The sequence below is a fragment of the Janthinobacterium sp. P210006 genome, from assembly GCF_036231885.1.
GTDB lineage: Bacteria > Pseudomonadota > Gammaproteobacteria > Burkholderiales > Burkholderiaceae_D > Janthinobacterium > Janthinobacterium violaceinigrum.
In genome coordinates, this window is the sequence record NZ_JAZARD010000003.1 from 381,775 (window position 1) to 405,552 (window position 23,778).

22 protein-coding genes are annotated in these 23,778 nt (G+C 64.9%); 6 read left to right on the forward strand and 16 right to left on the reverse strand.

Annotated features, from left to right (window positions below):
- Positions 1 to 52: 52 nt before the first annotated feature.
- Positions 53 to 1,249 (reverse strand): ABC transporter substrate-binding protein, encoded by a 1,197-nt coding sequence (locus VPH41_RS15710; protein WP_442906293.1) that lies wholly within the window; start codon positions 1,247 to 1,249, stop codon positions 53 to 55.
- Positions 1,250 to 1,393: 144 nt separating this feature from the next.
- Here VPH41_RS15710 and VPH41_RS15715 point away from each other — a divergent pair, with 144 nt between their 5' ends.
- From VPH41_RS15715 to VPH41_RS15725, 3 genes are all read left to right on the forward strand, one after another.
- Positions 1,394 to 2,311, forward strand: a complete 918-nt coding sequence (locus tag VPH41_RS15715; protein WP_328571230.1) for a LysR family transcriptional regulator — start codon at positions 1,394 to 1,396, stop codon at positions 2,309 to 2,311.
- A 51-nt stretch (positions 2,312 to 2,362) separates the two neighbouring features.
- Entirely contained in the window at positions 2,363 to 2,893 is a 531-nt protein-coding gene (locus VPH41_RS15720; RefSeq protein WP_328570720.1) for an isochorismatase family protein, read from the forward strand.
- A 106-nt stretch (positions 2,894 to 2,999) separates the two neighbouring features.
- The gene (locus tag VPH41_RS15725) at positions 3,000 to 4,877 is read left to right on the forward strand and encodes a hypothetical protein (protein ID WP_328570721.1); all 1,878 of its coding nucleotides are present in this window, start codon (positions 3,000 to 3,002) and stop codon (positions 4,875 to 4,877) included.
- A 123-nt stretch (positions 4,878 to 5,000) separates the two neighbouring features.
- On the opposite strand, the gene VPH41_RS15730 is transcribed toward VPH41_RS15725, so the two are convergent.
- The 3 genes from VPH41_RS15730 to VPH41_RS15740 all read right to left on the reverse strand — a co-directional run bounded on the left by VPH41_RS15730 (position 5,001) and on the right by VPH41_RS15740 (position 9,249).
- Positions 5,001 to 6,158, reverse strand: coding sequence for a DUF1624 domain-containing protein (locus VPH41_RS15730; protein ID WP_328570722.1), 1,158 nt, complete (start codon positions 6,156 to 6,158; stop codon positions 5,001 to 5,003).
- 9 nt (positions 6,159 to 6,167) lie between these two features.
- Positions 6,168 to 8,276: a TonB-dependent siderophore receptor gene (locus VPH41_RS15735; RefSeq protein WP_328570723.1), complete on the reverse strand. Its 2,109-nt coding sequence runs from the start codon at positions 8,274 to 8,276 to the stop codon at positions 6,168 to 6,170.
- A gap of 61 nt (positions 8,277 to 8,337) precedes the next feature.
- On the reverse strand, positions 8,338 to 9,249 hold the full coding sequence (locus tag VPH41_RS15740; protein WP_328570724.1) for a LysR family transcriptional regulator: 912 nt from the start codon (positions 9,247 to 9,249) through the stop codon (positions 8,338 to 8,340).
- Between the two features lie 121 nt (positions 9,250 to 9,370).
- On the opposite strand from VPH41_RS15740, the gene VPH41_RS15745 reads away from it, so the two are divergent.
- Both VPH41_RS15745 and VPH41_RS15750 read left to right on the forward strand, forming a co-directional pair.
- Complete coding sequence (locus tag VPH41_RS15745) at positions 9,371 to 10,357, forward strand: zinc-dependent alcohol dehydrogenase family protein (RefSeq protein ID WP_328570725.1); 987 nt, start codon at positions 9,371 to 9,373, stop codon at positions 10,355 to 10,357.
- Positions 10,358 to 10,427: 70 nt separating this feature from the next.
- A complete protein-coding gene (locus VPH41_RS15750) occupies positions 10,428 to 10,766 on the forward strand; it encodes a hypothetical protein (protein ID WP_328570726.1) in 339 nt (112 codons plus the stop codon).
- A 6-nt stretch (positions 10,767 to 10,772) separates the two neighbouring features.
- On the opposite strand, the gene bla is transcribed toward VPH41_RS15750, so the two are convergent.
- The 12 genes from bla to VPH41_RS15810 form a co-directional block, all read right to left on the reverse strand.
- A complete protein-coding gene (gene bla, locus VPH41_RS15755) occupies positions 10,773 to 11,702 on the reverse strand; it encodes a subclass B3 metallo-beta-lactamase (RefSeq protein ID WP_328570727.1) in 930 nt (309 codons plus the stop codon).
- A 78-nt stretch (positions 11,703 to 11,780) separates the two neighbouring features.
- Entirely contained in the window at positions 11,781 to 13,544 is a 1,764-nt protein-coding gene (locus VPH41_RS15760; RefSeq protein WP_328570728.1) for a M56 family metallopeptidase, read from the reverse strand.
- Entirely contained in the window at positions 13,541 to 13,933 is a 393-nt protein-coding gene (locus VPH41_RS15765; protein WP_328570729.1) for a BlaI/MecI/CopY family transcriptional regulator, read from the reverse strand. Before VPH41_RS15765 ends, VPH41_RS15760 begins: the two co-directional genes overlap by 4 nt.
- Positions 13,934 to 13,996: 63 nt before the next feature.
- Positions 13,997 to 15,493 (reverse strand): hypothetical protein, encoded by a 1,497-nt coding sequence (locus tag VPH41_RS15770; protein ID WP_328570730.1) that lies wholly within the window; start codon positions 15,491 to 15,493, stop codon positions 13,997 to 13,999.
- 87 nt (positions 15,494 to 15,580) lie between these two features.
- The gene (locus tag VPH41_RS15775; RefSeq protein WP_328570731.1) at positions 15,581 to 16,927 is read right to left on the reverse strand and encodes a DUF3422 family protein; all 1,347 of its coding nucleotides are present in this window, start codon (positions 16,925 to 16,927) and stop codon (positions 15,581 to 15,583) included.
- A gap of 122 nt (positions 16,928 to 17,049) precedes the next feature.
- On the reverse strand, positions 17,050 to 18,258 hold the full coding sequence (locus VPH41_RS15780) for a multidrug effflux MFS transporter (protein WP_328570732.1): 1,209 nt from the start codon (positions 18,256 to 18,258) through the stop codon (positions 17,050 to 17,052).
- Complete coding sequence (locus VPH41_RS15785) at positions 18,255 to 18,929, reverse strand: CerR family C-terminal domain-containing protein (RefSeq protein ID WP_328570733.1); 675 nt, start codon at positions 18,927 to 18,929, stop codon at positions 18,255 to 18,257. Before VPH41_RS15785 ends, VPH41_RS15780 begins: the two co-directional genes overlap by 4 nt.
- 119 nt (positions 18,930 to 19,048) lie before the next feature.
- Positions 19,049 to 19,519: a copper chaperone PCu(A)C gene (locus VPH41_RS15790; protein WP_152255182.1), complete on the reverse strand. Its 471-nt coding sequence runs from the start codon at positions 19,517 to 19,519 to the stop codon at positions 19,049 to 19,051.
- Between the two features lie 20 nt (positions 19,520 to 19,539).
- Complete coding sequence (locus VPH41_RS15795) at positions 19,540 to 20,136, reverse strand: SCO family protein (RefSeq protein ID WP_152255181.1); 597 nt, start codon at positions 20,134 to 20,136, stop codon at positions 19,540 to 19,542.
- An 83-nt stretch (positions 20,137 to 20,219) separates the two neighbouring features.
- Complete coding sequence (locus tag VPH41_RS15800) at positions 20,220 to 20,582, reverse strand: DUF2946 domain-containing protein (RefSeq protein WP_152283100.1); 363 nt, start codon at positions 20,580 to 20,582, stop codon at positions 20,220 to 20,222.
- A 41-nt stretch (positions 20,583 to 20,623) separates the two neighbouring features.
- Positions 20,624 to 21,247, reverse strand: a complete 624-nt coding sequence (locus VPH41_RS15805; protein WP_328570734.1) for an AraC family transcriptional regulator — start codon at positions 21,245 to 21,247, stop codon at positions 20,624 to 20,626.
- A gap of 62 nt (positions 21,248 to 21,309) precedes the next feature.
- A complete protein-coding gene (locus VPH41_RS15810; protein WP_287772678.1) occupies positions 21,310 to 22,011 on the reverse strand; it encodes a Crp/Fnr family transcriptional regulator in 702 nt (233 codons plus the stop codon).
- A gap of 127 nt (positions 22,012 to 22,138) precedes the next feature.
- On the opposite strand from VPH41_RS15810, the gene VPH41_RS15815 reads away from it, so the two are divergent.
- On the forward strand, positions 22,139 to 23,773 hold the full coding sequence (locus VPH41_RS15815; protein ID WP_328570735.1) for an acyl-CoA synthetase: 1,635 nt from the start codon (positions 22,139 to 22,141) through the stop codon (positions 23,771 to 23,773).
- The last annotated feature ends 5 nt before the right edge of the window (positions 23,774 to 23,778 follow it).

Sequence of the window (23,778 nt, forward strand, 5' to 3'; positions counted from 1 at the left end):
AATCCCCCCTGAGGGTCCAGCCCCAGTATTTGCCCTTCGGGTTTATCTTGAATTACTTCTTGACCAGGTTGCACGCCGCCGCATCCATCGGCTTGAACGCCTGGTCGGCAGGGATGGTGGACAGCACTTTCAGGTAGTCCCATGCGCCCTTCGATTCGGCCGGGGTTTTGACCTGCACCAGGTACATATCGTGGATCACGCGGCCGTCGGGGCGGATCGAGGCATTGTTCATGACGGCATCCTTGATGGGCAGTTCGCGCATCTTCTGGGCGACGATCTTCGAGTCGTCGCTCTTTGCGGCCGCCACCGATTTCAGGTAGTGGTAGACGCTCGAATACACGCCCGCCTGCACCATGGTCGGCTTGGCGCCCTTGTTGAGGGCCTCGAAGCGTTTGGCAAACGCGCGGCTGCGGTCATCGTAATCCCAGTAAAAACCGTCCGCGTAGACGAGGCCCTGGGCCGTGTCCAGGCCCAGCGCGTGCACGTCGGACAGGAACACGAGCAAGGCGGCCAGGCGCTGGTCCTTGCCGCTGCCGATGCGAAATTCGCGCGCCTGCTTGATGGCCGACACCGTGTCGGCACCGCCGTTGGCCAGGCCGATCACCTGCGCCTTCGAGCCCTGCGCCTGCACCAGGAAGGACGAAAAATCGGATGCGTTCAGCGGATGGCGCACGGCGCCCACCACGGTGCCGCCATTACGCTTGACGACATCGCTGGCATCCTTTTCCAGCGAATGGCCGAACGCATAATCGACGGTGACGAAGTACCACGATTTCTGTCCCAGCTTGGTCAGCGCCGCCGCCGTGCCGGCCGCCTGCGAATACGTGTCGAACATCCAATGGAAGCCGTTCGGCGAGCAATCCTCGTTCGTCAGCCGCCCCGTGGCCGGGCCGCTGAACATGGCGATGCCGCCCTTCTCCTTCATCAGCTTTTGCACGGACAGGGCCACGGACGAGTTGGTGAGGTCGGCGATGGCATCGACCTTGTCGCGGTCTATCCATTCGCGCGCCTTGGAGGCGGCGATGTCGGCCTTGTTCAAGTGGTCGGCCGACAGGATCTCGATCTTCATGCCCTTGCATTCGGCCTTCAGGCAATCCTCGACGGCCATCTGGCTGGCGACGACGGAGCCGCGCCCGCCCATGGCCGAATACGGGCCGGACATGTCGGTCAGGATGCCGATCTTGACGACGCCATCGGAAATCTGCGCGTGCGCGCCGGTGAAAGACAGGGAAAGCGCCAGCGCGCCCATGGCCAGAACGGTCTTTTTCATGCGGTGTCTCCTGAGGGGTAAGGGTTTTTCTTATATGTATATCTGCATTCTGCATGTGTAAAAATATGCGCTCAAGTGAAATTAATGCATAATTCCTTTGCAAAAATGCACAAGGAGAACAAAGTGCTCGATTGGGACAATGTACGGGTCTTCCTGGAACTGACGCGCAGCGCCGGTCTCGTCGATGCGGCGAAAAAGCTGGGCATCGACCATTCCACCGTGTCGCGGCGCATGCGCAAGTTCGAGGAACAGGTGGGCACGCAGCTGTTCGACCGCAACTACGTGGGCTACCAGCTGACGCCCGAAGGCCACCGCCTGATGGAATACGCGGAAACGATGGAAAGCACGGTGTTTGCCGCCACCGAAGAGCTGGGCGAACACAATCGCCTGTTGTCGGGCCAGGTGCGCCTGGGCGCCACCGAAGGCTTCGGCGCCATCGTGCTGGCGCCCCACCTGGCACAGTTTTGCGGCAGGTACCCGCACATCAGCGTGGACCTGATCGCCGTGCCCCGTTTCGTCAGCCTGTCCAAGCGCGAGGCGGACGTGGCCATTTCCATCGAGCGCCCCCTGTCCGGACCGTATGTGGTGACCAAGCTGTCCGACTACCGGCTCAAACTGTACGCCACGCCAGCCTACCTGGCGCGCCACGCGCCCATCACCAGCGTGGCGCAGCTGGCGCAGCACCCGATCATCGGCTACGTGGACGACCTGGTCTTCAGCGCGGAGCTGCGCTACATGGACAATGTGGCGCCCGACTCGCTGCGCGCGTTTCGCAGCACCAGCGTGATCGCCCAGTACCACGCGGCGCGCGCGGGCCAGGCGCTGGCCATCCTGCCCTGCTTCGTGGCCCAGCAGTCGAACGAGCTGGTACCCGTGCTCGACGGCGCGATCGACCTGACGCGCGCCTTCTGGATGATTTCGCCCAGCGAGCGGCGCAACATCGCCCGGGTCAGCGCCCTGTGGAATTACCTGCGCACGGCCATCGACCTCAATCACGCCTACCTGATGGGCGAGGCGGCCACGCCCAGCTGGCCCGCCTGAGCACGCGGCGGCGCGCTACACTGTCGCCACATACCGATCAAAGGAGATGCCATGCTGATGGATGCGAACCAGGCCGTACTGGTGATAGTCGACCTGCAGGGCCGCTTGATGCCGGCCATTCACGATGCGGGCCTGGTGCTGGCGCAGAACCTGCGCCTGGCCAGGATCGCCCGCCTGCTCGACGTGCCCGTGCTGGGCACGGAACAGAACCGCCAGGGACTGGGGCCGAATGTGGAAGAAATCGCCGCCCTGTGCGAACGCACCTTGCACAAGACGCACTTCGGCGCCTGTTTTGACGGCTTGCAAGCCATCCTGCCGCCCGGGCGAAAACAGATCGTCGTCACGGGCTGCGAAGCCCATGTCTGCATGCTGCAGACGGCCATCGGCCTGCTGGAACTGGGCTACGACGTGATCATCGCCATCGACGCCGTCGGTTCGCGCCAGGCGGCCAGCCGCGACGCGGCCCTGGCCCGCCTGGACAGGCTGGGCGCGCAACTGGTGACGGTGGAGATGCTGGCCTTTGAATGGTTACACGACTGCATGCACCCGCGTTTTCGCGAGGTCCTGGCGCTGATTAAATAGATAGCAGGTTTAAGCCAGATCAAGCCTGTCGGCGATCCATTTGCTAGCTTGGTAACAGCGCCGCCACTGCGAGCGGTGCGCCTTCCACATCAGCAAGGGAGCCATCATGGCCTACATCCTACGCGGCAAGCTGTGCGGCTTGATCTGTGCCGAGTGTCCTGAAGCCTTATCCCACGTCACCGTGCGCCTGTACCGGCCGCGCGAATCGCAAAACGTCACGGCCCTGGCCGTGGCCAGCGCCAAGGAAACCTTCGCCATCCTCACGGACGAGGAAGTGCAGGCGAAAGCGCCGTTCCTGCTGGCCGAGGCGCGCACGGACGACGACGGCAACTACACGTTTACCCTGGGCGAACAGGACAGGTACCAGGGCGAGGCCGTGGAAGTGGACGTGCTGTGCCCCACCGTGCCCCACCTGAAGCCGGGGCCGAAAGACCCCGTGCCCCTGCAGTTTTCCATCACCACCGTGCAGCCCCGCTGGCGCCAGGTCGACAATGATTTCCTCGCCGTCTGGGACTATTGCCTGCCGCAGCGTTTCTGGTGCCTCGTGCGCGCCCGCTTCGGCGCCTGGACCATCTGCGGCCGCTTGCGCACGTGCGACGCGCCCCACACGCCGATCGCGGGCGCCACCGTGCATGCGTTCGATGCGGACTGGCTGCAGGACGATGCGCTGGGCGACGCGGTGACGGACGCCAGCGGGCGCTTCCGCATCGATTACCTGACGTCGGACTTCACCTTGACGCCGTTTTCACCGTTCATCAACGTGGAATTCGCCAGCGGCCCCGACGTGTATTTCACGGTGCAGCTGGGCAGCGTGACCATCGTGTCGGAAACGCAGGCCGATGGCCGCCAGCCGGGCCGCGAAAACGTGGGCCACTGCTTCTGCGTGGAATTGTGCTCGAAAGACGTCCTGCCGCCCGATGTGGAAGGCGTACCCCATTGGCAGCAGGTGGAAATCTTCGACATCCACCCGTTTCCGTCCTTGGCGGGCTTTTCCCCGCAAGGCTATGCGGGCGGCGCGGGCGCTTCGTATGTGTTTGCCGGCGGCGTCACCCTGAAGGGCAATTGCCCGCTGCGCAACAGCGCCATCCCCGCCAATCCGCTCGAATACCGCTTCCTCATCGGCGAATGGTCCTGGCCCGGCGGCAGCGACGACCCCACGGCCCTGCCCACGGTGGCGCCGGCCAGCCTGGCGCCGCTGACGCAGATACTCGGCACCCTCGTCGGCTATGTGTTTTACACGAATGGACTGGGCTTGAGCGACTCGGCACAGGTGATCGTCGACGCGGGCGATCTGAAGCCGGGCGGCTGGATACGCGTCGATGGCAAGCCCGTCACCGTGGACATGCGCGACGGCACCACGGCCGTCGTCAACGTGGCGCCCAACATCTTCCTGCGCACGTTTGATTTGCTCACCGTGAATACGCCCGCCATCACCAGCCTGCATCCGGCCAAGCTGCCGGGCGGCTTGCCCATCCTCGACGCGGGCCGCAGCCTGACGGCGGCCGAGAGCGAACCGATACGCCGCTACCGCCTCGGTTTCGAGGTGCGCGATGGAAGCACCCTGGCGCTGCTGGCCACGGACGGACTCGACTCCATCGTCTTCGACAATTCGCCCGTCATCGTGGCGCTGGACCTGGAAGAGTTGCGCAGCAATGCCTGCAACCCCATCGCAAGCGGCCTCGTGCACATCCTGTACACGATAGACCATCCGCATTTGCGCTTTTTCAATATCACGATTTCCAACAACAACGGCATCCAGCACCCGCCGCCACCGCTGCCGGCCGCCAGTTTCACGCCGCCTCCGCCGCCGGGCAACTACCTGTTCCGCGGCGGCGCGGGCGGCCCTCACCTATCGGGCAACAATGGCGGCTTCCCCGTCAACGTGGCGCTCGATCCGCCCTGCGCCTACCGCGTGGCGATTTCTTGGCAAACGCGGCATTACCTGGCGTCGTCGCACAGCATTGATCGCCTCTATTGCAAATAACGGGTAACAACCTGCTACGCGTGGCGACTTGCGGCCTGCGGTGCTCGCTGTGCTCTTGCACAGTTCCGCGCCGAAGCCGCAATGCACTTCCGCTCGCTACGGTTTTTCAAGCGTTATTCTTGATCAGAAATAGCGCACCCATGCCCATTGCGAAGTGCGCTTGTAGCGGGCGAACGCGCGGCAGGGGAAGTACAGCACGGGCATCAGGGCCAGCGCGATCAGCCACACCTGCCAGATGTGCTCGACGCCGTAGCGGGCACCGTGGTTGGCGCCCAGCACGGCCGTCAGGACGAGGCCGATGGCCAGCAGCAGGTATAAATGCAGCAGATAGTAAAACATGGGCGCGCCGCCAAACGTGGCGCACGCCCGCGTGCACCAGTTGTCGATGCTTTCCAGCCAGGCCAGGCCCAGCAAACCCAGGCCCAGGGTGAACAGCAGGAAGTCCAGCGAAGGCGGATACTTGGTAAAGTTCAGCACGCTCATGGCCGTGCGCAAGGCCGTCTCGCCCGCCACCCACGGCAAGGTTTCGCCATAGAGATTGAAGCCGCGCAGCACGGCCAGCAGCAGCAAGCTGCCCCCGCCCAGCGCCAGCAGCCAGCGCCGCCGTGCGGCAGCGGACAATTCCCGTGCATACAGGGGGCCGGCCGCATAGCCGAGCACGATCACGCCTATCCACGGCAGCAGCGGGTAGCTGACCTTGATTTTCATGGCGCCATCGGCCACCAGATAGCCGCGTTGCAGCAGCACCGTCAGCGCGTAATAGGCCAGGCTGCCCTCGTCCGCGCGCAAGCCGGTGACCAGATGCTGGCCCGCGATGATCGCCACGCCCAGCAGCACCAGCACGTTTAACGGCAGCCGGTGCAGCACGGCCAGCGCCATCATGGCCAGGCCGATGACCCAGATCACTTGCAGATACAGCACGGCGGGCGGAAACGCCCCGCTCCAGGCGAAGTTGACGAACACCAGCTCCAGCACGACCAGCAGCAAGCCCCGCTTGAACAAAAAACCCGCCGCGCTGCGGGGGCCGGCGGCCGGATGCGCATACAGCCAGGCGGACAAACCCGTCAAAAAGACGAACATGGGTGCGCACACGTGGGCCGCCAGGCGCGTGAAGAACAGGGCCGGATCGACGCCGGCCGCATCCATCGGGTCGCTGACCTGATGATGGAGGAAGACGGTTTCGCGCACATGGTCGAACAGCATGATCAGCATGACGAGGCCGCGCATGACGTCGATGACGGCGATGCGGGCGCGCAGGGGTGTAGAGGAAGTCGATGTCATGGCGATAGCTTAAAAACGGTAATGCGCATTCAAGGTGAGCGTGCGCTCGGCCCCCGGCGCCACCCACAATGGGCTGTAGGAACTGGCATAGTAGCTGCGGTTGAACAGGTTTTCCACGTTCAACGCCAGGCGCAATTGCGCGTTGGGCGCATACGATGCCAGCAACCTGGCCGTCGTGTAGGCCGGCAGGGTGAAACTGCTGCTGACGGCCACGTCGCCCAGGCGCTCGCCCACATGGTGCACGCCGCCGCCCACGCTGGCCGTGCCCGTGCCCAGCGCGAACTGCTGCGTGGCCAGCAGGTTGGCGCTGTGGCGCGGCACGTTGGCAAAGCGGCTGCCCGTCACGATCGTCGCGTCGCCGCGCGTGACGGTGGCGTTGGTGTAGGCGTAGGCGCCCGAGACGCGCAGGCCGCGCGCCACTTCGCCCGACACGTCCAGTTCCAGGCCCCGGCTGCCCACCTCGCCCGCCGCGATGGCAAAGTCCGTGTTGGCGGGATTGGTCGTCAGCACATTGCGCTTGCGGATATCGTACACGGCCACGGTGCCCGTCAGCTTGCCCGTTTCCAGCTTCGCTCCCAGCTCATACGAGCGGCTGCGCTCGGCCGGAAATGCCTGGTTGGCGATGCTGATGCCGCTGTTGGGCCGGAAACCCTTGGCCGCGCTCGCATACAGGGACCACGCTTTCGACGGCTGGTACACGAGGCCCGCGCGCGGACTGGTGGCCGACAGCGACTGGCGGTTGCTGACGTTCAGACGATTGTTCCTCACGTCCTGCGTGTACGTGTCGTGGCGCACGCCGGCCAGGGCCTTCCATTGCGCGCCCAGGTCCAGCTGGTCCTGCACATACAGGCCGCGCGCCCTTTGCCCTTCCTGCGTGTCGATGGACAGGGCCAGGGGATCGGCCTTGCCGCCGTACGCGGGATTGAAAATATCGATGGCATACGCATTGGCGGCAGTGGGATTGCGGCGCAGCTGCACCCGGTGGTCGTCGAAATGATAGGCATCGACGCCGGCCAGCACCTCGTGCGCCAGCGCGCCCGTCCTGAACTTGCCCAGCAACTCCACGCGGGCCGACACGTCGGTGGCGGAAAAATCGCGGTGGCGGCGCTGGCGGTTCAGGGTGCGGCCATCGGCCAGCAGCTTGTTCGCCTCGGTCGAAAAACCCTTCAATTCGCTGTCGCGGTAGGAAGCGCCCGCCTGCAGCGTCCAGTCGTCCGACAGCGCGTGGTGAATGAACAGCTGCTGCCCCAGCGACCTGACCGTCATGGGACCGTCGCCCGGTTCGCCCAGGAAGCGCGACACGGGCAGGGCCCCCAGCTTGCCGTTCACGGCCACCACGCCCCGGTCGAACGGTGCGCGCTGCTGCACCGCTTCAATTTCATACGATACGCTCGTGTGTTCGCCCAGCAGCCAGAGGAAGGAAGGCGAAAACAGGCTGCGCTCGACCTTCAAGGTATCGCGGAAGCTGTGCCCTTCTTCATGCGCGGCGTTCAGGCGGTAGGCGATGGTGTCGCTCACGGGCCCCGTCAAGTCCACGGCGGCGCGACGCGTCTGGAAACTGCCGAAGGACAGGTCGGCGCTGTATTCGGGCGCGAACTTCGGCTTTTTCGTCGTGATGTTTACCGTGCCGCCCGGTTCGCCCCGGCCGTACAGGGCCGACGCCGGGCCTTTCAGCACTTCCACGGTCTGCGTATTGCCCCCGTCGCGCATGCCGTTGTAGCCGCGGCTGGAACTGAAACCGTTGACCATGTAGTCGGAGCCGAAATTCGGATCGCCCGTGAAGCCGCGCATGGCGTAGCTGTCCCACAGGCCGCCCAGCGGGCTTTGTTTTGCAATGCCGCTGGCCAGGTCCAGCGCGCCGGCCAGGGTCGTCACGCCCGCATCGCGCAGCAGGTCGCCGGTGAGCACGCGCACGCTTTGCGGCAGATCCATCAGCAATGCATCCGTCTTGGTGGCGCCCGTGGCGGACAGGCTGCGGTAATGCTGGCGCTCCGCCTTGACGGTGACAACGTCCGGCGCATCGGGCTTGTCGGCGCCAGGGTCGGCTGCCAACACCAGGGGAGAGGCGGCGGCCAGCAAAAGCGCAACGGGGCGGCGGTAAGATACGGACATGGACATGGACATGGAATTCCTGACGAGAGCGCAAATCAATGCAATAGGCTTGCATTATAATTGATAATCAATTCTCATTAAAGCCTGTGCGGAAGATCTGCGCCAGAAAATCCACGAACACTTGCACCTTGGCTGCCCGCAGCTGGCGCGGGTGGAACAGCGCCCACAAGTCCGGTCCCCGCGTGCGAAACGGTTGCAGCACGGGTACCAGGCTGCCTTCGCGCAGCGGCTGCAGCACGGAGACGGACAGCGCCTGCACGATGCCGCAGCCGGCCTGGGCGGCGGCGATCATCGATTCGATATGGTCGAAAGCCAGGGCGGCGGGCGGCGTGTGCGCATAGGCTTCACCGCCCCCGTCGGCCTGGAACAGCCACGGCCGCACCAGCCGCGATTTCGGATACAGGAAATGCAGGCAGGCAAACCGCTCCAGTTCCTGCGGCGACTGCGGCATGCCATGCCGGGCGACAAAGGCGGGCGAGGCGCAGCACAGATAATCCATCGTGAGCAGGCTGCGCGCCACCAGCGACGAGTCCTGTGGCGCGCCGATGCGCAGCATCACGTCGATGCCCTCTTCTACCATGTCGACCAGGCGGTCGCTGACGGTCAGGCGCAGGGCGATGTCGGGGTAGGCGGCGATAAAGCGGGGCAAGGCGGGCGCCACCAGGTTGCGGCTGATGCTGCTGGGCATATCCACGCGCAAGCTGCCCGATGGCCGCTCGGCCGCCTGCAGCAGGCTCGATTCCAGCGCCGCCATGCTGGCCAGCATCTGGCGCGCCTGCGCATGGCATTGCATCCCTTCGGCCGTGAGCGACATGCTGCGCGTGGTGCGCTGCAAGAGGCGCACGCCGAAATGCTTTTCCAGCGCCGCCACCTGGTTTGTCACGGACGAGGTGGAAATGCCCAGGCGCTGCGCCGCCTTGCTGAAGCCGCCCGCCTCGACCACGGCGCAAAACACCTGCATTGCTTCCAGCCTGTCCATGTTCGATTCCTCCTGTTGTGCAGGCGATTATCCACGATACTGAAATAGTGCATCGGGCCGCGCCCCGTTTTTCCTTGTGCCGTCCCCGCCTAGACTGCGGCATCAACCACAGGAGAATCCCATGCAAGCCCTCGTCCTCACCAGCTTTGCCGCCCCCATGACCATTGAGCACCTGCCCGTGCCGCAGCCCGGCCCCGGGCAAGTCCTCGTGCGCATCGCCGCCAGCGGCGTCAATCCGCTGGACACGAAGATCGCCGCCGGCACCGCCCCGCACGCACGCCCCCGCCTGCCCGCCATCCTCGGCATCGATGTGGCCGGCACGGTGGCGGCGCTGGGCGACGGCGTGACGACTTTTCACGTTGGCGCAACAGTCTATGGCATGGCGGGCGGCATCGGCGGCATCCAGGGCTCGCTGGCCGAATACGGCGTCTTCGATGCCGCCCTGCTGGCGCCCGTGCCGGAATCGCTGAGCCTGCGCGAGGCGGCCGCCCTGCCCCTCGTCTTCATCACGGCCTGGGAAGGTTTGATGGACCGCGCCCGCGTGCAGGCGGGCGACACGGTGCTCGTGCATGGCGGCGCGGGCGGCGTGGGCCACATGGCCGTGCAGCTGGCCGTGGCCCAGGGCGCCACCGTATTTGCCACGGGCAGCGCGGCCAGCCGCGACACTATCGAGGCGCTGGGCGCGCGCTTCATCGATTACCGGACCAGCACGGTGGACGGCTACGTGGCCGAACACACGGGCGGCGCCGGTTTCGACATCGTCTACGACACGGTGGGCGGCGCCACCCTGGACGCCAGCTTCAAGGCAGCCAGGCTGCATGGCGGCCACGTCGTCAGCTGCCTGGGCTGGGGCACGTTCGACCTCAGTGCGCTGACGGCGCGCGCGGCCAGCTATTCGGGCGTGTTCACCCTGCTGCCCCTGTTGAGCGGACAGGGCCACGCGCGCCATGGCGCGATCTTGCGTGAAGCTAACAAGCTGGTCGATGCGGGCAAGCTGCGCGTGCGCCTCGATGCCCGCCGGTTTGGCTTGCGCACGGCGCACGACGCGCATGCGGCCCAGATGGACGGCAGCGCGCGCGGCAAGCTGGTAGTCGATGTCGCGGACTGAAGGCCGCTTGTTTCATGGGCCGGGAAGCGTTAATATGCAAGCATAAACTTGCATATTAACGGAGGTAAAAATGGGGGGACCGGGAATGCGTGAAAAGCTGGAAAAACTGCTGGCGGGCGGACGCGACAACGCCCTGCTGCGCTTTGGCCTGGGCGATGCCTGCCTGAAGGACAATGATGCGGAGCAAGCGGCCATCCACCTGGCGCAAGCCACCGTGCAGCAAGCCGGCTACTCGGCCGCCTGGAAACTGCTGGGCAAGGCCTTGCTCCAACTGGGCCGGCCCGATGAAGCGCAGGCCGCCTGGACCACCGGTATGACGGTGGCCCGGCAGCAAGGCGACCTGCAAGCCGTCAAGGAAATGACGGTGTTCCTGACACGCCTGCAGAAACAGCAGCAGGCGGCACAGTAAGACGGCTTAATGCGCGTGCGCAGCGCCCTTGGCCTCGGCGGGCAGCGTTTCGCCCCGCTCTTTCGCCAGGCGCTTGGCCAGCAAGCCGCCCGCTTCGGCAGCGTAGGCGCGGCACGCGCCGGCGTCGATCAGGGGATTGTCCGCGCCGTTGCGTCTGGCCGCCTTGCCCAGCACGTCCGTCGTGCCCGGATGCACGGGAATGATGATGTCGCATGGCAAGGCGGACACCTTGGCGATGCTCGCTTCGAACGAGGCCGAAATGTCGCGCGTCTTGCCCTTGCCTGTGTAAGTGAAATCGCCGCTCGCATACGGGTTCAGGCTGTCCGCATACACGACGTCCAGGCAGCGGTCGCCTTCGCACGAAGTCCAGGTCCACGTCGTGCCGCCCGGCGTATGGCCTGGCGTCATGTGGGCCGTCAGGGTCAGCGGCCCCACCTTCACGGCATCGCCCTCGCCCACCACCTTGACCTTGGCGACCTTGGCCACATGCACGACGGGATTGGCCTGGTACTGCGGATCGTCCTTGCCATTGGTGCCACTTTGCAAGCCGAGGGCGCCCGAGGCGCTGGCTACCACGGTAGCGCCGCTGGCCCGTTGCAGTGCCGCAATGCCGCCCGCATGGTCCCAGTGCGCGTGGGAATTGAGGATGTATTTCACATCCTCGATGCGAAAGCCCAGCGCCTGGATGCTGGCAATGATCAGGGGCGCCGATTGCGGCAGCGCGCCGTCCAGCAGGATATGGCCCTGCGGGCTGGTCACCAGCACGGCGGACAGGCCGGCCGTGCCCACGTACCAGGTATTGCCAAAGACATTGAACGGCTTGACGGGCGCGTTCCATTCCTTGCAACTGTCGCAATTGACAGGTTTATCCTGCACCGGTGCGGGCGTCTTTGCCTGCACCGTACCCGCTGCCATGGTCGCAACCGTAGCCAGCATCAACTTCGCCAATAGTGTCATCATCATCTCCAGAGTGTAAAAAAGAAAGGCGGCCGCGACGCGGCGCGCCAGGGGGGATCAGTACATATGGCCCGTCCTGCCGGCCAGGGTGTCGCGGATATTGCCCGCGTCTAGCGAGCGCCGCTGCGCGCCATCGGCGTCCAGCAGCACCACGGTGACGTGCTTGCCGCCGCTGCGCATGCGCATGGTCAGGCAGCTGCCCGCCTCGTTGCTGCTGCCCGTCTTCGACAGCAGGATGTCCCAGCCCTTGCCGCCCACCAGCGGATTGGTGTTGTGCAAGGTGCGCGTCCGGCCATTGACGGCCACGCTGGCCTGCGGGTGGCTGGTGATGCGCGCGATGTCCGGATAGCGCGCTGCCGCCGCCACGATCTTCGCCACCTCCGTGGCCGTGGACGTATTCGCAGGCGAACTGCCGACCGGCTCCGTCAGAGTGGTGCGGCGCAATCCCAGCTGGTGGATCTTCGCCTGCAGCGCTTGCGCAAAGGCCGTGCTGCCGCCGGGATAGGTGCGCGCCAGCGCGGCGGCGGCCCGGTTTTCGGACGGCAGCAGCGCCAGTTGCAACAGCGCGCCGCGCGACACGGCCGCGCCATCGGCCAGCACGCCGCGGCGCTGCATCGACGAGTCGCCGTCCGCGTGCACGATGCGCAGCTTTTCATCGGGATCGAGGCCCGCGTCCAGCACCACCATGGCCGTCATCAGCTTGGTGATCGAGGCGATGGGCACGACGGCATCCGCATCTTTCGCCATCAGCACCTTGCCGCTGGCGTCATCGAATACCAGCATGTGTTTTGCGCTGACGGGCAAGGCCAGCATGCCGGCGGCGGCATCGGCCAGGATCGCCCCGTTGACGGCAGGCTTGCCCTGCACCTGCAGCAGCAGGGTGGCGCAGGCCAGCAGCAAGGCAGGCAAGGCCAGCTTCCAGCCGGCCGTGTCGGGACCGGGCGCCAGCAGGCGTTCTATGCGCGTCAGCAAGGCCCCGCCCCGGGCCGACATCAGCAAGCCCGGCTGGCTGGGCGCGACAGCGTGCAGGGACAGCGCATGCAGCGCCGTGGCCAGCTGCTGCGGGTCCTGCAGCGCTTGCGCCGCCAGGGCGTCGGCCACCTGTTCCCGCTCGGCCCGCATGCGCGCCGACAGCCACCAGACGACGGGGTGAAAAAACAGCAGCGCCTCGGCCACGCTTTGCAACAGATTGACCAGGTAATCCCAGCGCCGCACGTGTGCCAGTTCATGCGCCAGCAGCGCTTCCAGCAAGGCGACGGGCATGCCGCTCAGCAAGGCAGCCGGCAGCAGGATGACGGGGCGCCAGAAGCCCACCGTCACGGGGCTGGACAAGCCCGCATGCAGCTTGAGCGGCACCTGGCGGCTGCGATGCAAGCCCATGCGCTGCGCCAGCGCATCGACGCGCGCCTGCCAGATGGCCGGTGCGGCCACTGCCTGGCGGCGCAGCTTGCCGACCCAGGCCAGGCCCAGGCACAGGCGCAAGCTCATCAATCCGACGCCGGCACCCCAGGCCAGCACCAGGGCCGGCATCCACGCTTGCAGCGCGGCGCGCCAGGTGGGCGGCGCCTCCATCGCCAGGCGGGCGGGCGTAGCGTGCGACAGCAGCGACAGCAGGTGCACGAGGGGAATACACAGGCACAGCAGCAGCGCCAGCGCGCAGACGGCATAGCGCGAGCGTGCGCTGGCGTGGCGCAGCAGCCGCAGCAGGACAGCGGAGACGGCACCGACGATCACGCCCTGCCAGACGAAATACAGCAAGACCCAGCCCAGCGCGGGGACAAGCTTGCCCACATCGATGCCGAGATGCATGTCCAGGTTCATGGCGTCTTGCCGTCCTTGCTCCGCAGGATTTTTTCAATTTCCAGGCGTTCCGCGTCGCTCACGTGCTCGCGCAGCGCCGTCAGCACCAGTGCCTTGCCGGAACCGGAAAACACCTTGCCGATCAAGTCCTTGAGCAAACTGGTCTGCAGCTTTTCCTGCGCTTCGACGGCAGCATACAGCTGCGGCCGCTGGCTCTCATCGCGGCTCAGCAGGCCCTTGCCATGCATCAGCTGCAGCTGGCGCAGCACGGTGGCGTAGCTGGCGTCGGCGCGTTCTGCGGCCAGGGCGTCGTACACGGCGCGGGCGTCGGACGGACCGCGCTGCCACAGGATGCGCAGCAGGTCCAGTTCGGCGGCCGTGGGATGGGGAGTGGAGGTATTTTTTAGCATGACGCTAGAATACCCAGTCTAGAACTCGATGTCTAGAACTTTTTTTCTAGATTGTGGATGCGGCTAAAAATCGCGCAGGCTGTCGAACACGGCATACAGCGCCGCCACATCGGGCAGCGGCTCTTGCGTCAGCACCTGTTCCAGCGCCACATAGATTTCATCGCGCTCCACCGTCTCGATGATGCTGGAACGCCGCTCGATCTGGTTGAACACGGTGACATAGTCGGCGACCATCTGCTGCGCGATGGCTTGCGCGGCCGCGCCATCCTTGACCGCATCGATGGAGCGCGCCGTGGCCAGCAGCTTTTTATACGCCTGCGCGGCCTTTTTGGCGTACGCGGCCGAAATGTGTTCGCGGCCATCCCAGTCGCGGAACGGATTGTCCAGGTTTTCCGCCAGCCACTCGGGCTTGCGCGGCCGCGTCACCGACAGGCTCAAACCCAGCGCCGCCGCCTTTTTATAGCTGGCCTTGATGGCCTTGGCCGCATCGGCCGGCAGGCTGGCCAGGCACAGGCTGGACAAGGACGGCAATTGCGCCGGAGTGGGAAAGTCGTCAGGGCCGTAGCCAAACAATTCATACGCGGTGAAGTCTTGCAAGTGCGCCAGCCTGGCGATGCTGGCCATATTCGACGCCAGCCCCGGCTTGCCCCAGACGGTCAGCTCAGTCAGCCCGGGAAAACGCTGTGCCACCACGTCGAAATCCACGACCGGCATGGCGCTCAGCGACAGGTGCCTCAATTCATCGAGGCCGTGGAATGGCGCCAGGGCGCCGCCACACTGCAGGCGCAGGAAGCGCCCTGCATGCGGGTCGTCGATGCGCAGCGATGGCGACGGCGCGCCATTCAGTATCAGGGTGTTCAAGCCCTCGTTCAGGCGCAGCGATTGCAAGCCTGCGGCATGCACGATGAGGCGGCTGACATTGCTGTTGCTCAAGTCGAGTTCGCTCACCGTCGATGACTGCCACTGCACTTCGCTGATGATCGGATTGCCGCTGATATAGGCGGCCAGCGCCGCGCTGCCGTGGCGCGTCTCGATCGCCGTCAGGCAGGGCAGCTGGTCCAGTTCGGACAGGTCGCCGAGCGCCTGCAGGATGCTGTCGCCGATGCGGCTCGTATTCTGGCGCAAGGCCTGGCCGCCTATGCGCACTTCCTCGCTCGATGCGGCCTTGAAGCGCTGGCGCCTGGCCGGGTCGACCTGCTCCCAGCGGCGCTGGCGCCAGACGCTGTCGCCCACGTGCCAGCCGCCGCTGTAGCTCTTCACTTGCGTATCCACCAGGGGCGCGGCATTGGCCACCAAGGTGTAATGGCGCGGCACCCAGGCATTGACGAAACTGTGGTCGTGGCGGCGGTTCCAGAAATAGTAATCGCACACCAGCGGGCGCATCGTCTGCACGACGGCGGCATCGGGCAAGGCGTCGCCTGTCCAGTCCAGCTCCAGGATGGCGGCCAGCGGCGCTCTCCCGGACGAAGGGTCGTCCTCGATGGCCGTGACCTGGCAAGCCACATACTGCTGCAGCCTGGACGAAAACACGCTGTAAATATCTCCAACCTTGGCAAGCACGTCATATCCTTGTATCGAACGGTGAGGGCCGCACGATAGCAAAGATTGGCGACGCGCGGCGTACGCGCCGCCAAGGTATTTACCGGCTCAGTCCGCGTGCAGCTTGTGGTGCATGCGGCGCAAGCCCAGCCAGACGGCCGCCGCCACGAACGGCACCAGCGCGCCGACGAGGATTTCCGGATTCACGGGCAGCCCCATCACCTTGGCCGCCTTGCCCGTGTAGCTGAACAGGCCGATCACGTAATACGAGATGGCGGCCACGGACAAGCCTTCCACCGCTTGCTGCAAGCGCAGCTGCTGCGCGGCGCGGGCGTTCATCGATTGCAGGATTTGCCGGTTCTGCAATTCCTGCACGATGCCCACGCGCGTGCGCAGCAAGTCATTCGTGTTGGCAATACGCTGCGCCATCGCTTCCTGGCGGCTGGCCATCGCTTCGCACGTATTCATGGCGGGCGTCAGGCGGCGGTCCATGAATTCCTCGACCGTGGGTATGCCCTCGATGCGCACTTCGCGCAACTCGTCGATGCGGGCCTTGACGAGGCCCATGTAGGCTTTCGAGGCGGAAAAGCGGTAGCTATTGTCGAGCGACAGCTTTTCAATGCGGGCCGCCAGGCGCGTGATGCGGTCGAGCAAGGCTTGTTCGGCCACACCCTCGTCGGCCTTGACCAGGCCCGGCGCGTCGTCCGTATCGACCATGGCGGCGGCCAGGGTCGCCAGTTCGTTCTCGATGGCGTTCAACGATGGCGCCGCCTGCATGGCGTAGGGCAAGCCCAATAAAGCCATCATGCGGTAGGTTTCGATTTCCAGCACGCGCTGCACCAATCGGCCCGACTGCTGCGAGCGCATGCCCGCGTCGCGGATGACGAAACGGCTGAAACCGTCGGACTGGATGGTGAAATCCGTCCACAATTCGCCGCCCTGCAGCACCTTGCTGCCGGCCAGGGTATTGCCTTCAAACACGCGCGACAAGCCTTGCATGAAAATCTCGGCCGGCTCGGTTGCCTGCTCCAGCACCACGTGGGCAGCCACCATCAGCTTGCCCTTCAAGCCCGCCAGCCACTGCTGCGGCAATTGCGCCAGCGGCATGCGCTCGAACGCCTGTTCCAGGGGCACGGCGGTACCAGGATGCTCGGCGAAGGTAAACGTGGCAAATTCCGTATGGCATTCCCACTTCAGGCGGAAGCGGCCAAAGTCGTAATAAAAATACTTGGCTTCGGCGGCAGGCGGCGTGACACCGAAATGCGTGCACAGGGCCGCCAGGGTGGCATGCTGGGCAGCCATATTCGACGCGCCCGGCGCCGCGCTGTCGTCCTTGTAGACGGCCAGATGGGTGATCAGCTCGGGGGCGTCGAGCTGCAGGAAGGGCCGCGAGTGGATTTCCGCAGCCAGCGGCACGCGCAAGGCGTGGTTCAAACTGGAGTTAATCAAGTGCATGATAGCCAAAGGTAAAGTTGCAAAACTGCTTAGACCCGCGCGCGTGCTGTGCTGCCCGCAGCGGGGGTCTGATTGTCACAGTGTAACAAAGCAGAAAGCATGCCATCCTTTTCCAGGGCCTCTCATGCTGTTTTGGCAAGTCCAGTGACGCCCTGCCCTGCCCCCTGGCGCGTGCCCAGCCACCAGAATACGGCGGCCAGCACCACGGCCGAGGCCTGTCCCAGCGCCAATTTGAACGCGCTGTCGAACAGCAGCGGTGCGACAAAACCGGACACCAGCGCAAACACCAGCATTTGCACGAAGTTTTGCAACGATGCCGCCAGGCCCCGCATCTGCGGGAAGATGTCCAAGGTGGACATGGTCATGCCCGGCAAGGCCAGCGACATGCCGAACGCGTACAGCATCACGGGCACGACGGCAAACGGGATGCTGGCCGCGAACCAGTGGTTATACGCAATGTTGAGCGCGCCCGTGGCCGCCATGGCCAGCAAGCCCCAGCGCACCAGCACGGTGCTTTTCACCGCATGCGCAAGCCTGCCCGACAGGGCCGAGCCGCCCACCAGGCCGGCCACCATGGGGACGAACATCCAGCCGAAGGCCGTTTCCGGCAGGCGCAGCAGTTCCAGGATGAAATGCGGGGCCGACGCGATGTACAGGGCGAAGCCGCCAAAGGCAAAAGCCACGGCCAGCGAACGCAGCAGGAAAGCCCGGTGGCGCAGCGCCAGCCAGTAATTGCGTGCGATATTGCTGGGGTGAAAAGGCTGGCGTTGCTCAACGGATAAACTTTCCGGCAAGCCTTTCAGGCTGGCGAGCAACAGCAGCACGGTGACGGAAAACGTGAACACGAACGTCGATTGCCAGCCATACGCCACGTGCAGCCAGCCGCCGATGATGGGGGCGATGGCAGGCGCGATGCCGAACACCATCATGATATTGGCCAGCATCTTTTGCGCGGCCGCGCCCGACAGGCTGTCGCGCACGATGGCTTGCCCGATCACCCGGCCCGCCCCCGCCGACGCGCCCTGCATGCCGCGGAAGAACAGCAGCCAGCCAAAGCTGGGGGCAAACGCGGCGCCGATGGAGCCTGCGGCAAAGATCAGCAACGATGCCAGGATCACGGGACGGCGGCCGAACGAGTCGGACAAGGTGCCGTAGAACAAGGTCATGAAGGCATAGGCAGCCAGGTAGACGCTCAGGGTCTGCTGCACCAGCACGCTGCTGACGTCGAAATGCGTGCCGATCGCGGGAAACGAGGGAAGAAACGTATCGGTGGCGAACGGGCCCAGCATGGCCAGCCCCGCCAGCACCAGTGTCAGCTTGCGCGCCTTCATGCGCCCGCCTGCGCGGCATGCAGGCGGCGCAAGCCATCGAGGGCCGCCAGCGAGAATTGGGATACATGGCACGCAATGCTGGCGATACCGGCCTCGTCATACGTGATTTCCGGCGCCACCAGTTCATGCACGATGCGCGAGCGGGCATAGAACACGGCCTGGCCGATCACGCTGAACACGCATTTCTGCACCACGTCCGCCGGCATGGCCGGCCCCACCACGTCACGGATCAAGCCCGTGAACAAGGCATGCTGGGGCCGCACATTGCGTTCGGCCAACTTGTGAATGGCAGCCGTCGGTTCGATCAGTTCACGCGCCACCAGGCGGCTGAACAGCGACGCGGGGCCCGAGCGCAGCATGTCGGACACGAGCGCCTCGATGGCCAGGCGCAACTGCTCCACGGGCGGCAGCTGCGCCCGCGCACTGGCGGCGGCCACGTCGGCAGCCGACGCCTGCGCCAGCGCGCGCGCATGGTCGAAGGCGGCCAGGTGCAGCTCTTCCTTGCTATGAAAGTAATAATTGACCATCGCCACGTTGACGTGGGCCGCTTCGCATATCCGGCGCACGGATGCGAGCCGGTAACCTTCGTCGGCAAACAGGTCCGCCGCCGCCTGCAGGATGCGCGCGCGGGCCGGTTCCGTTTCCTGGTCACGTCTCTTTTCTTCTGTCATGCCATTCCCATCGTTTAAACAGCTGTTTAATTTTATGGAATTATATCAAACAGCTGTTTAATTTCAGGTGGACGCAAAAAAGCCCGGCGAACCGGGCTTTTCAAGGGCGCATCGGCAGCTTAATGCTTCATGGCCGGCATCGGGGCCGAGGCGGCGCCCAGCGGACGGGCCACGGCATTGACTTCGATGGTTTCGCGGTGCTTGTCCTCGCCTTCGACGACCAGGGTCAGCGGAATCTTGTCGCCCGCCTTCACCTGTGCCTTGAGGTCCAGCAGCATCACGTGGTAGCCGCCCGGTTTCAGTTCCACGGCTTTGCCGGCTGGCAAGGCGATTTCCTTGACCTGGCGCATGCGCATCATATTGTCCGCCATGCTCATTTCATGGATTTCCGCCACGCCGGCCACGGGCGAGCGCACTTCCAGCAGGCGCATGGCTTTCGGCGCCGTGATCTGCATGAAGGCGCCCGTGGCTTTTTGCTGGGGCACGGTGGCGCGTACCCACGGGTCGGTGATCTGCACGCTGCTTTGTGCGATGGCGGAGAAGGACAGCACGGTCAGGGCCGTGGCCAGCAGGGTTTTCAAATGGGTCATGATCAATCCTTTCGTGAGAGTTACAAGGTGTATTTCGATTTCATCAGGGTCTTGATGTCCTGCACGCACTCGTCGCCCGTCAACTGGTGTTTCAGGCCCAGGCGCATGCGCCCCTCGGTATCGAGCACATAGCTGATGGCCGTGTGGTCCATCGTGTACGAACTGCCGCTGGGCACGCGGCGGTAGAAGACCTTGTAGTTGAAGGCCGTCTGCGCCGTATTCTTCGGGTCCGTGCGCAAGCCCAGGAAACTGGGGTCGAAGGCGCGCATGTATTCGCCCAGCAACTCGGGCGTATCGCGCTCGGGGTCGATGCTGATGAAGATCACTTGCAGCTTGTCGCCATCGGCGCCCAGCTTCTGGCGGATTTCCAGCGCGCGCGACAGGGCGGTCGGGCACACGTCCGGGCATTGCGTGAAGCCAAAGAAGACCATCACATACTTGCCCTTGAAGTCAGCCAGGGTGTAAACCTTGCCGTCGGGACCGCTCAAACTGAAATCGGGCTTGTAATCGCCGCCCGTCAGGTCGAGGCCGTTGTAATGGGGTTTCGGTGCTGGCTCGCAAGCGGCAAGCGTCAGCAATCCCGCCGTACCGGCGAGAAGAAATAAACGACGTTTCATGGTATTTCCGGCCCAATGGGCGTAGTGGATACAGTTGGATGCTCTGCCGCAAGGCGGCAGGTGGAACAGCGGTGCCCGCAGGCTCAGGCCGGCGGCGGGCCGCGCGGGCTGGCGCCCAGCCACGCGAACGGTGCTTGCGGCGCCTGGTAAAACAGGGGCGGATAGTGGTCGTGGCCGCCGATGACGGCCAGCGGCGGCGATGACGATGGCGGCAAGCCCACGCTGCCCGCATGGCTCATGCAGAACGGGCAATGCTCGATGTGGTGCAGCACGGAATCGGTGGTGGATTTGACGGCCGGCGCCAAATCCGCTTGCGTGTAGACGGCGCCGCTGGCCGAGCAGATCTCGACGGCGGCATTGTTCGCGTTCGCGTGCAGCGAGGCAAACGCATACGACAGGGACGGCGACAGCGCATTGAGCAGTATCGCCAGGCAGGCGAACCACATATGCCACTGTTTGCGCTTGAAGAAAGGTCCCATGCCGCCGATTATAGCGGAGTATGGCTATCGCGTTGCGCGGGCGCGTCCGCCTGGCCCCGCAGGAACAGGCTGGGGCGCACGCCGGCCACGTCCACGCAAGCGTCGCAAAACGCGGGGATCGAGGCAAAGCCGGAACCGGCCGCCACTTGCGCCAGGTCGCGCCCGCCGTCTTCGCCGTCGGCGCTCCCCTGCGCCGCCGTGTGCAGCGCGTGCGCCAGGCGCTGCTCGCGCACCAGGCTGAGCAATGCCTCGCCCTCGGCAAACAGGCGCGCCCTGGCCTTGTGCGGCGTCACTTGCCACAGGGCCGCCAGGCGCGCCGCCGTCCACTTGCCTTGCGGCGTATCGAAGATGTGCTGCGCCAGCGCCTGGCTCCAGCGCTTGCCGCCGCCGTGGCCGCCCTGCGCCTCGTCGCCTTCCAGCGCCAGGGTGAACACGGCCGGCTTGCCCCGCCCCGGCATCACGTCGCAGGCAAAGCGCAGGAAGGCGGGCACGACGAAGCTGTCGCCGCTGGCCAGCTTCTTGGTGGCGATTTCATTATGCAAGGTGACAAAGCCCTGGCGCACGGTGACGCGCAGCCGCAGCGGAAAGCGCAAGCCCAGCAGGTGCAAGGGATGATCGGAAACGAGGGCCATGCGTCAGGTCAATGTGGTGAACGAGGCGCCAGCATGCCACACATCGCGCACGCCGTCTGTCATCACAGCGACGCCACGCCGTAGCGGCGCAAGCCGTCGAGGTCGACGACGCGGATGGCCTGGTAGGCAATGCTGATCAGCTTGAGTTCGGCCAGATGGCCCAGCGCCTGGTTCACCCGCTGGCGGGAAATGCCGGTCAGCAAGCCGATTTCTTCCTGCGACAGCTCAAGCACGCTGGAGGTGCGCGGATATAACATGGGGTGGAACAGTTGCGCGATCGCTTGCGCCACTTGCGCGTCGACGGCCAGCAGGCGCTGGTTCTGGATGGTGGCGATGAATTGCCCCATGCGTTCGTTCAGCTGGCGGATCACGAAGGCATTGAAGGACAGGCTTTCGGCCAGCAGCAGATGAAACAGGTCCACGGGCACGAGGATGATGGTCGATGCGCGCACGGCCACCACGTCGTAGCGGCGCAGTTCACGCTTGAGCACGCTGCCCTCGCCGCACCAGCCGCCCGCCGGCACGCCGGAAAACGTGGCGCCGCGCCCATCGGCGTTGTAGACGGCCAGCTTGATCAAGCCCGTGTGCACGCCGATCCAGTGCGCCGACGGTTCGCCGCGCCGCGTGATGAAGGCGCCCGCCTCGTAATGCCGGACCGTGCTGTCGGCACGCAACAGGGCCTGGTGCCGGACATCGAGGGCCGCGAACCAGTCGTGGCTGTCGAGTTCGGGCACGGCACGGTCTACACTATCGTTGCTATCCATTCCATCCTTCAAACCTGTCACTAAGATGACAGTGATTTTCAAGCGCCGGTGCTATGCTGGCCCCTATCAATCCCGAAACAGGGAGCTGCAGAATTGCAGTACCAGGATTATTTACCAGGAGACAAACATGACACCTGATTTCAACACCGGCCTCGGCAAAAACAGCGCCAACTACGCCGCCCTCACCCCGCTCGACTATATCGCCAGGGCAGCCGCAGTATATGGCAATCGCCTGGCAATTGCACATGGCAGCGTGCGCCAAACGTGGCGCGAAACGTATGCGCGCACGCGCCGCCTGGCATCCGGCCTCATCAAGCTGGGCGTGGGCACGGGCGACACGGTGGCCGTGATGCTGCCGAACACGCCCGCCATGGTGGAAGCGAGCTTTGGCGTGCCCATGGCGGGCGCCGTCCTCAATGCCCTCAATATCCGCCTCGACCTGGCTTCCCTGACCTTCATGCTGCGCCACGGTCAGGCGAAAGTCTTGCTGGCCGACACGGAGTTTGCCGAGCTGGCGCGCCAGATGGCGGCGCAGATTCCCGGCTTGCGCGTGATCCAGGTCAATGACGTGCTGGGACCCGAAGTGGAGCCCTTTGCAGAGCTCGACTATGAAGCCTTGCTGGCCAGCGGCGACCCCGAATACGACTGGCAGCCGCCCGCCGATGAATGGGACGCCATCGCCCTCAACTACACGTCCGGCACCACGGGCGACCCGAAAGGCGTGGTCTACCACCACCGGGGCGCGGCCCTGAACGCCCTGTCGAACATCCTGGAATGGGACATGCCCAAGCATGCCGTCTACCTGTGGACCTTGCCCATGTTCCACTGCAACGGCTGGTGCTTCCCGTGGACGGTGGCCGCCCGCGCGGGCGTGAACGTATGCCTGCGCAAATTCGAGCCGAAACTCGTGTTCGACCTGATGCGCGAATTGCGCATCACCCACTATTGCGCGGCGCCCATCGTGCACGCGGCCCTGGCCAACGCGCCCGCCGGCTGGCGCGAAGGAATAGCCTGGACCGTGCGCGGCATGGTGGCCGGCGCGCCGCCGCCGGCGGCCATGGTGGCAAAGATCGAAGCGATGGGCTTTGACTTGATCCACTCGTATGGCTTGACGGAAGTGTACGGCCCGGCCGCCATCTGCGCCGAGCAGGATGAATGGGCGGCCCTGTCGCAGGAAGAACGGGCCGTGTTGAAATCGCGCCAGGGCGTGCGCTATCACCTGCAAAGCGCCGTGGCCGTGCTGGCCCCGGAAACCATGCAGCCCGTGGCGGCCGACGGCGAACAGATCGGCGAGATCATGTTCCGTGGCAACATCTGCATGAAGGGTTACCTAAAGAATGAAAAGGCGACGCAGGAAGCGTTCGCGGGCGGCTGGTTCCACACGGGCGACCTCGGTGTGATGTATCCGGACGGCTATATCAAACTGAAGGACCGCAGCAAGGACATCATTATCTCGGGCGGTGAAAACATTTCCAGCGTGGAAGTGGAAGATGCGCTGTACCACCACCCGCAAGTGCTGGCCGCCGCCGTCATTGCCCAGCCGGACGAGAAATGGGGCGAAACGCCATGCGCGTTCGTCGAACTGCGCGAGGGCGGCACCGTGACGGAAGCGGAATTGATCGCCTTTTGCAAGAACAACCTGGCGGGCTTCAAGGTGCCGAAAGCGATCTACTTCGGCCCCCTGCCCCGCACGTCGACGGGCAAGATCCAGAAGTTCGAACTGCGCAAGCGCATGCAGTCGGACAAGGCCATCGACGTCTGATTCCT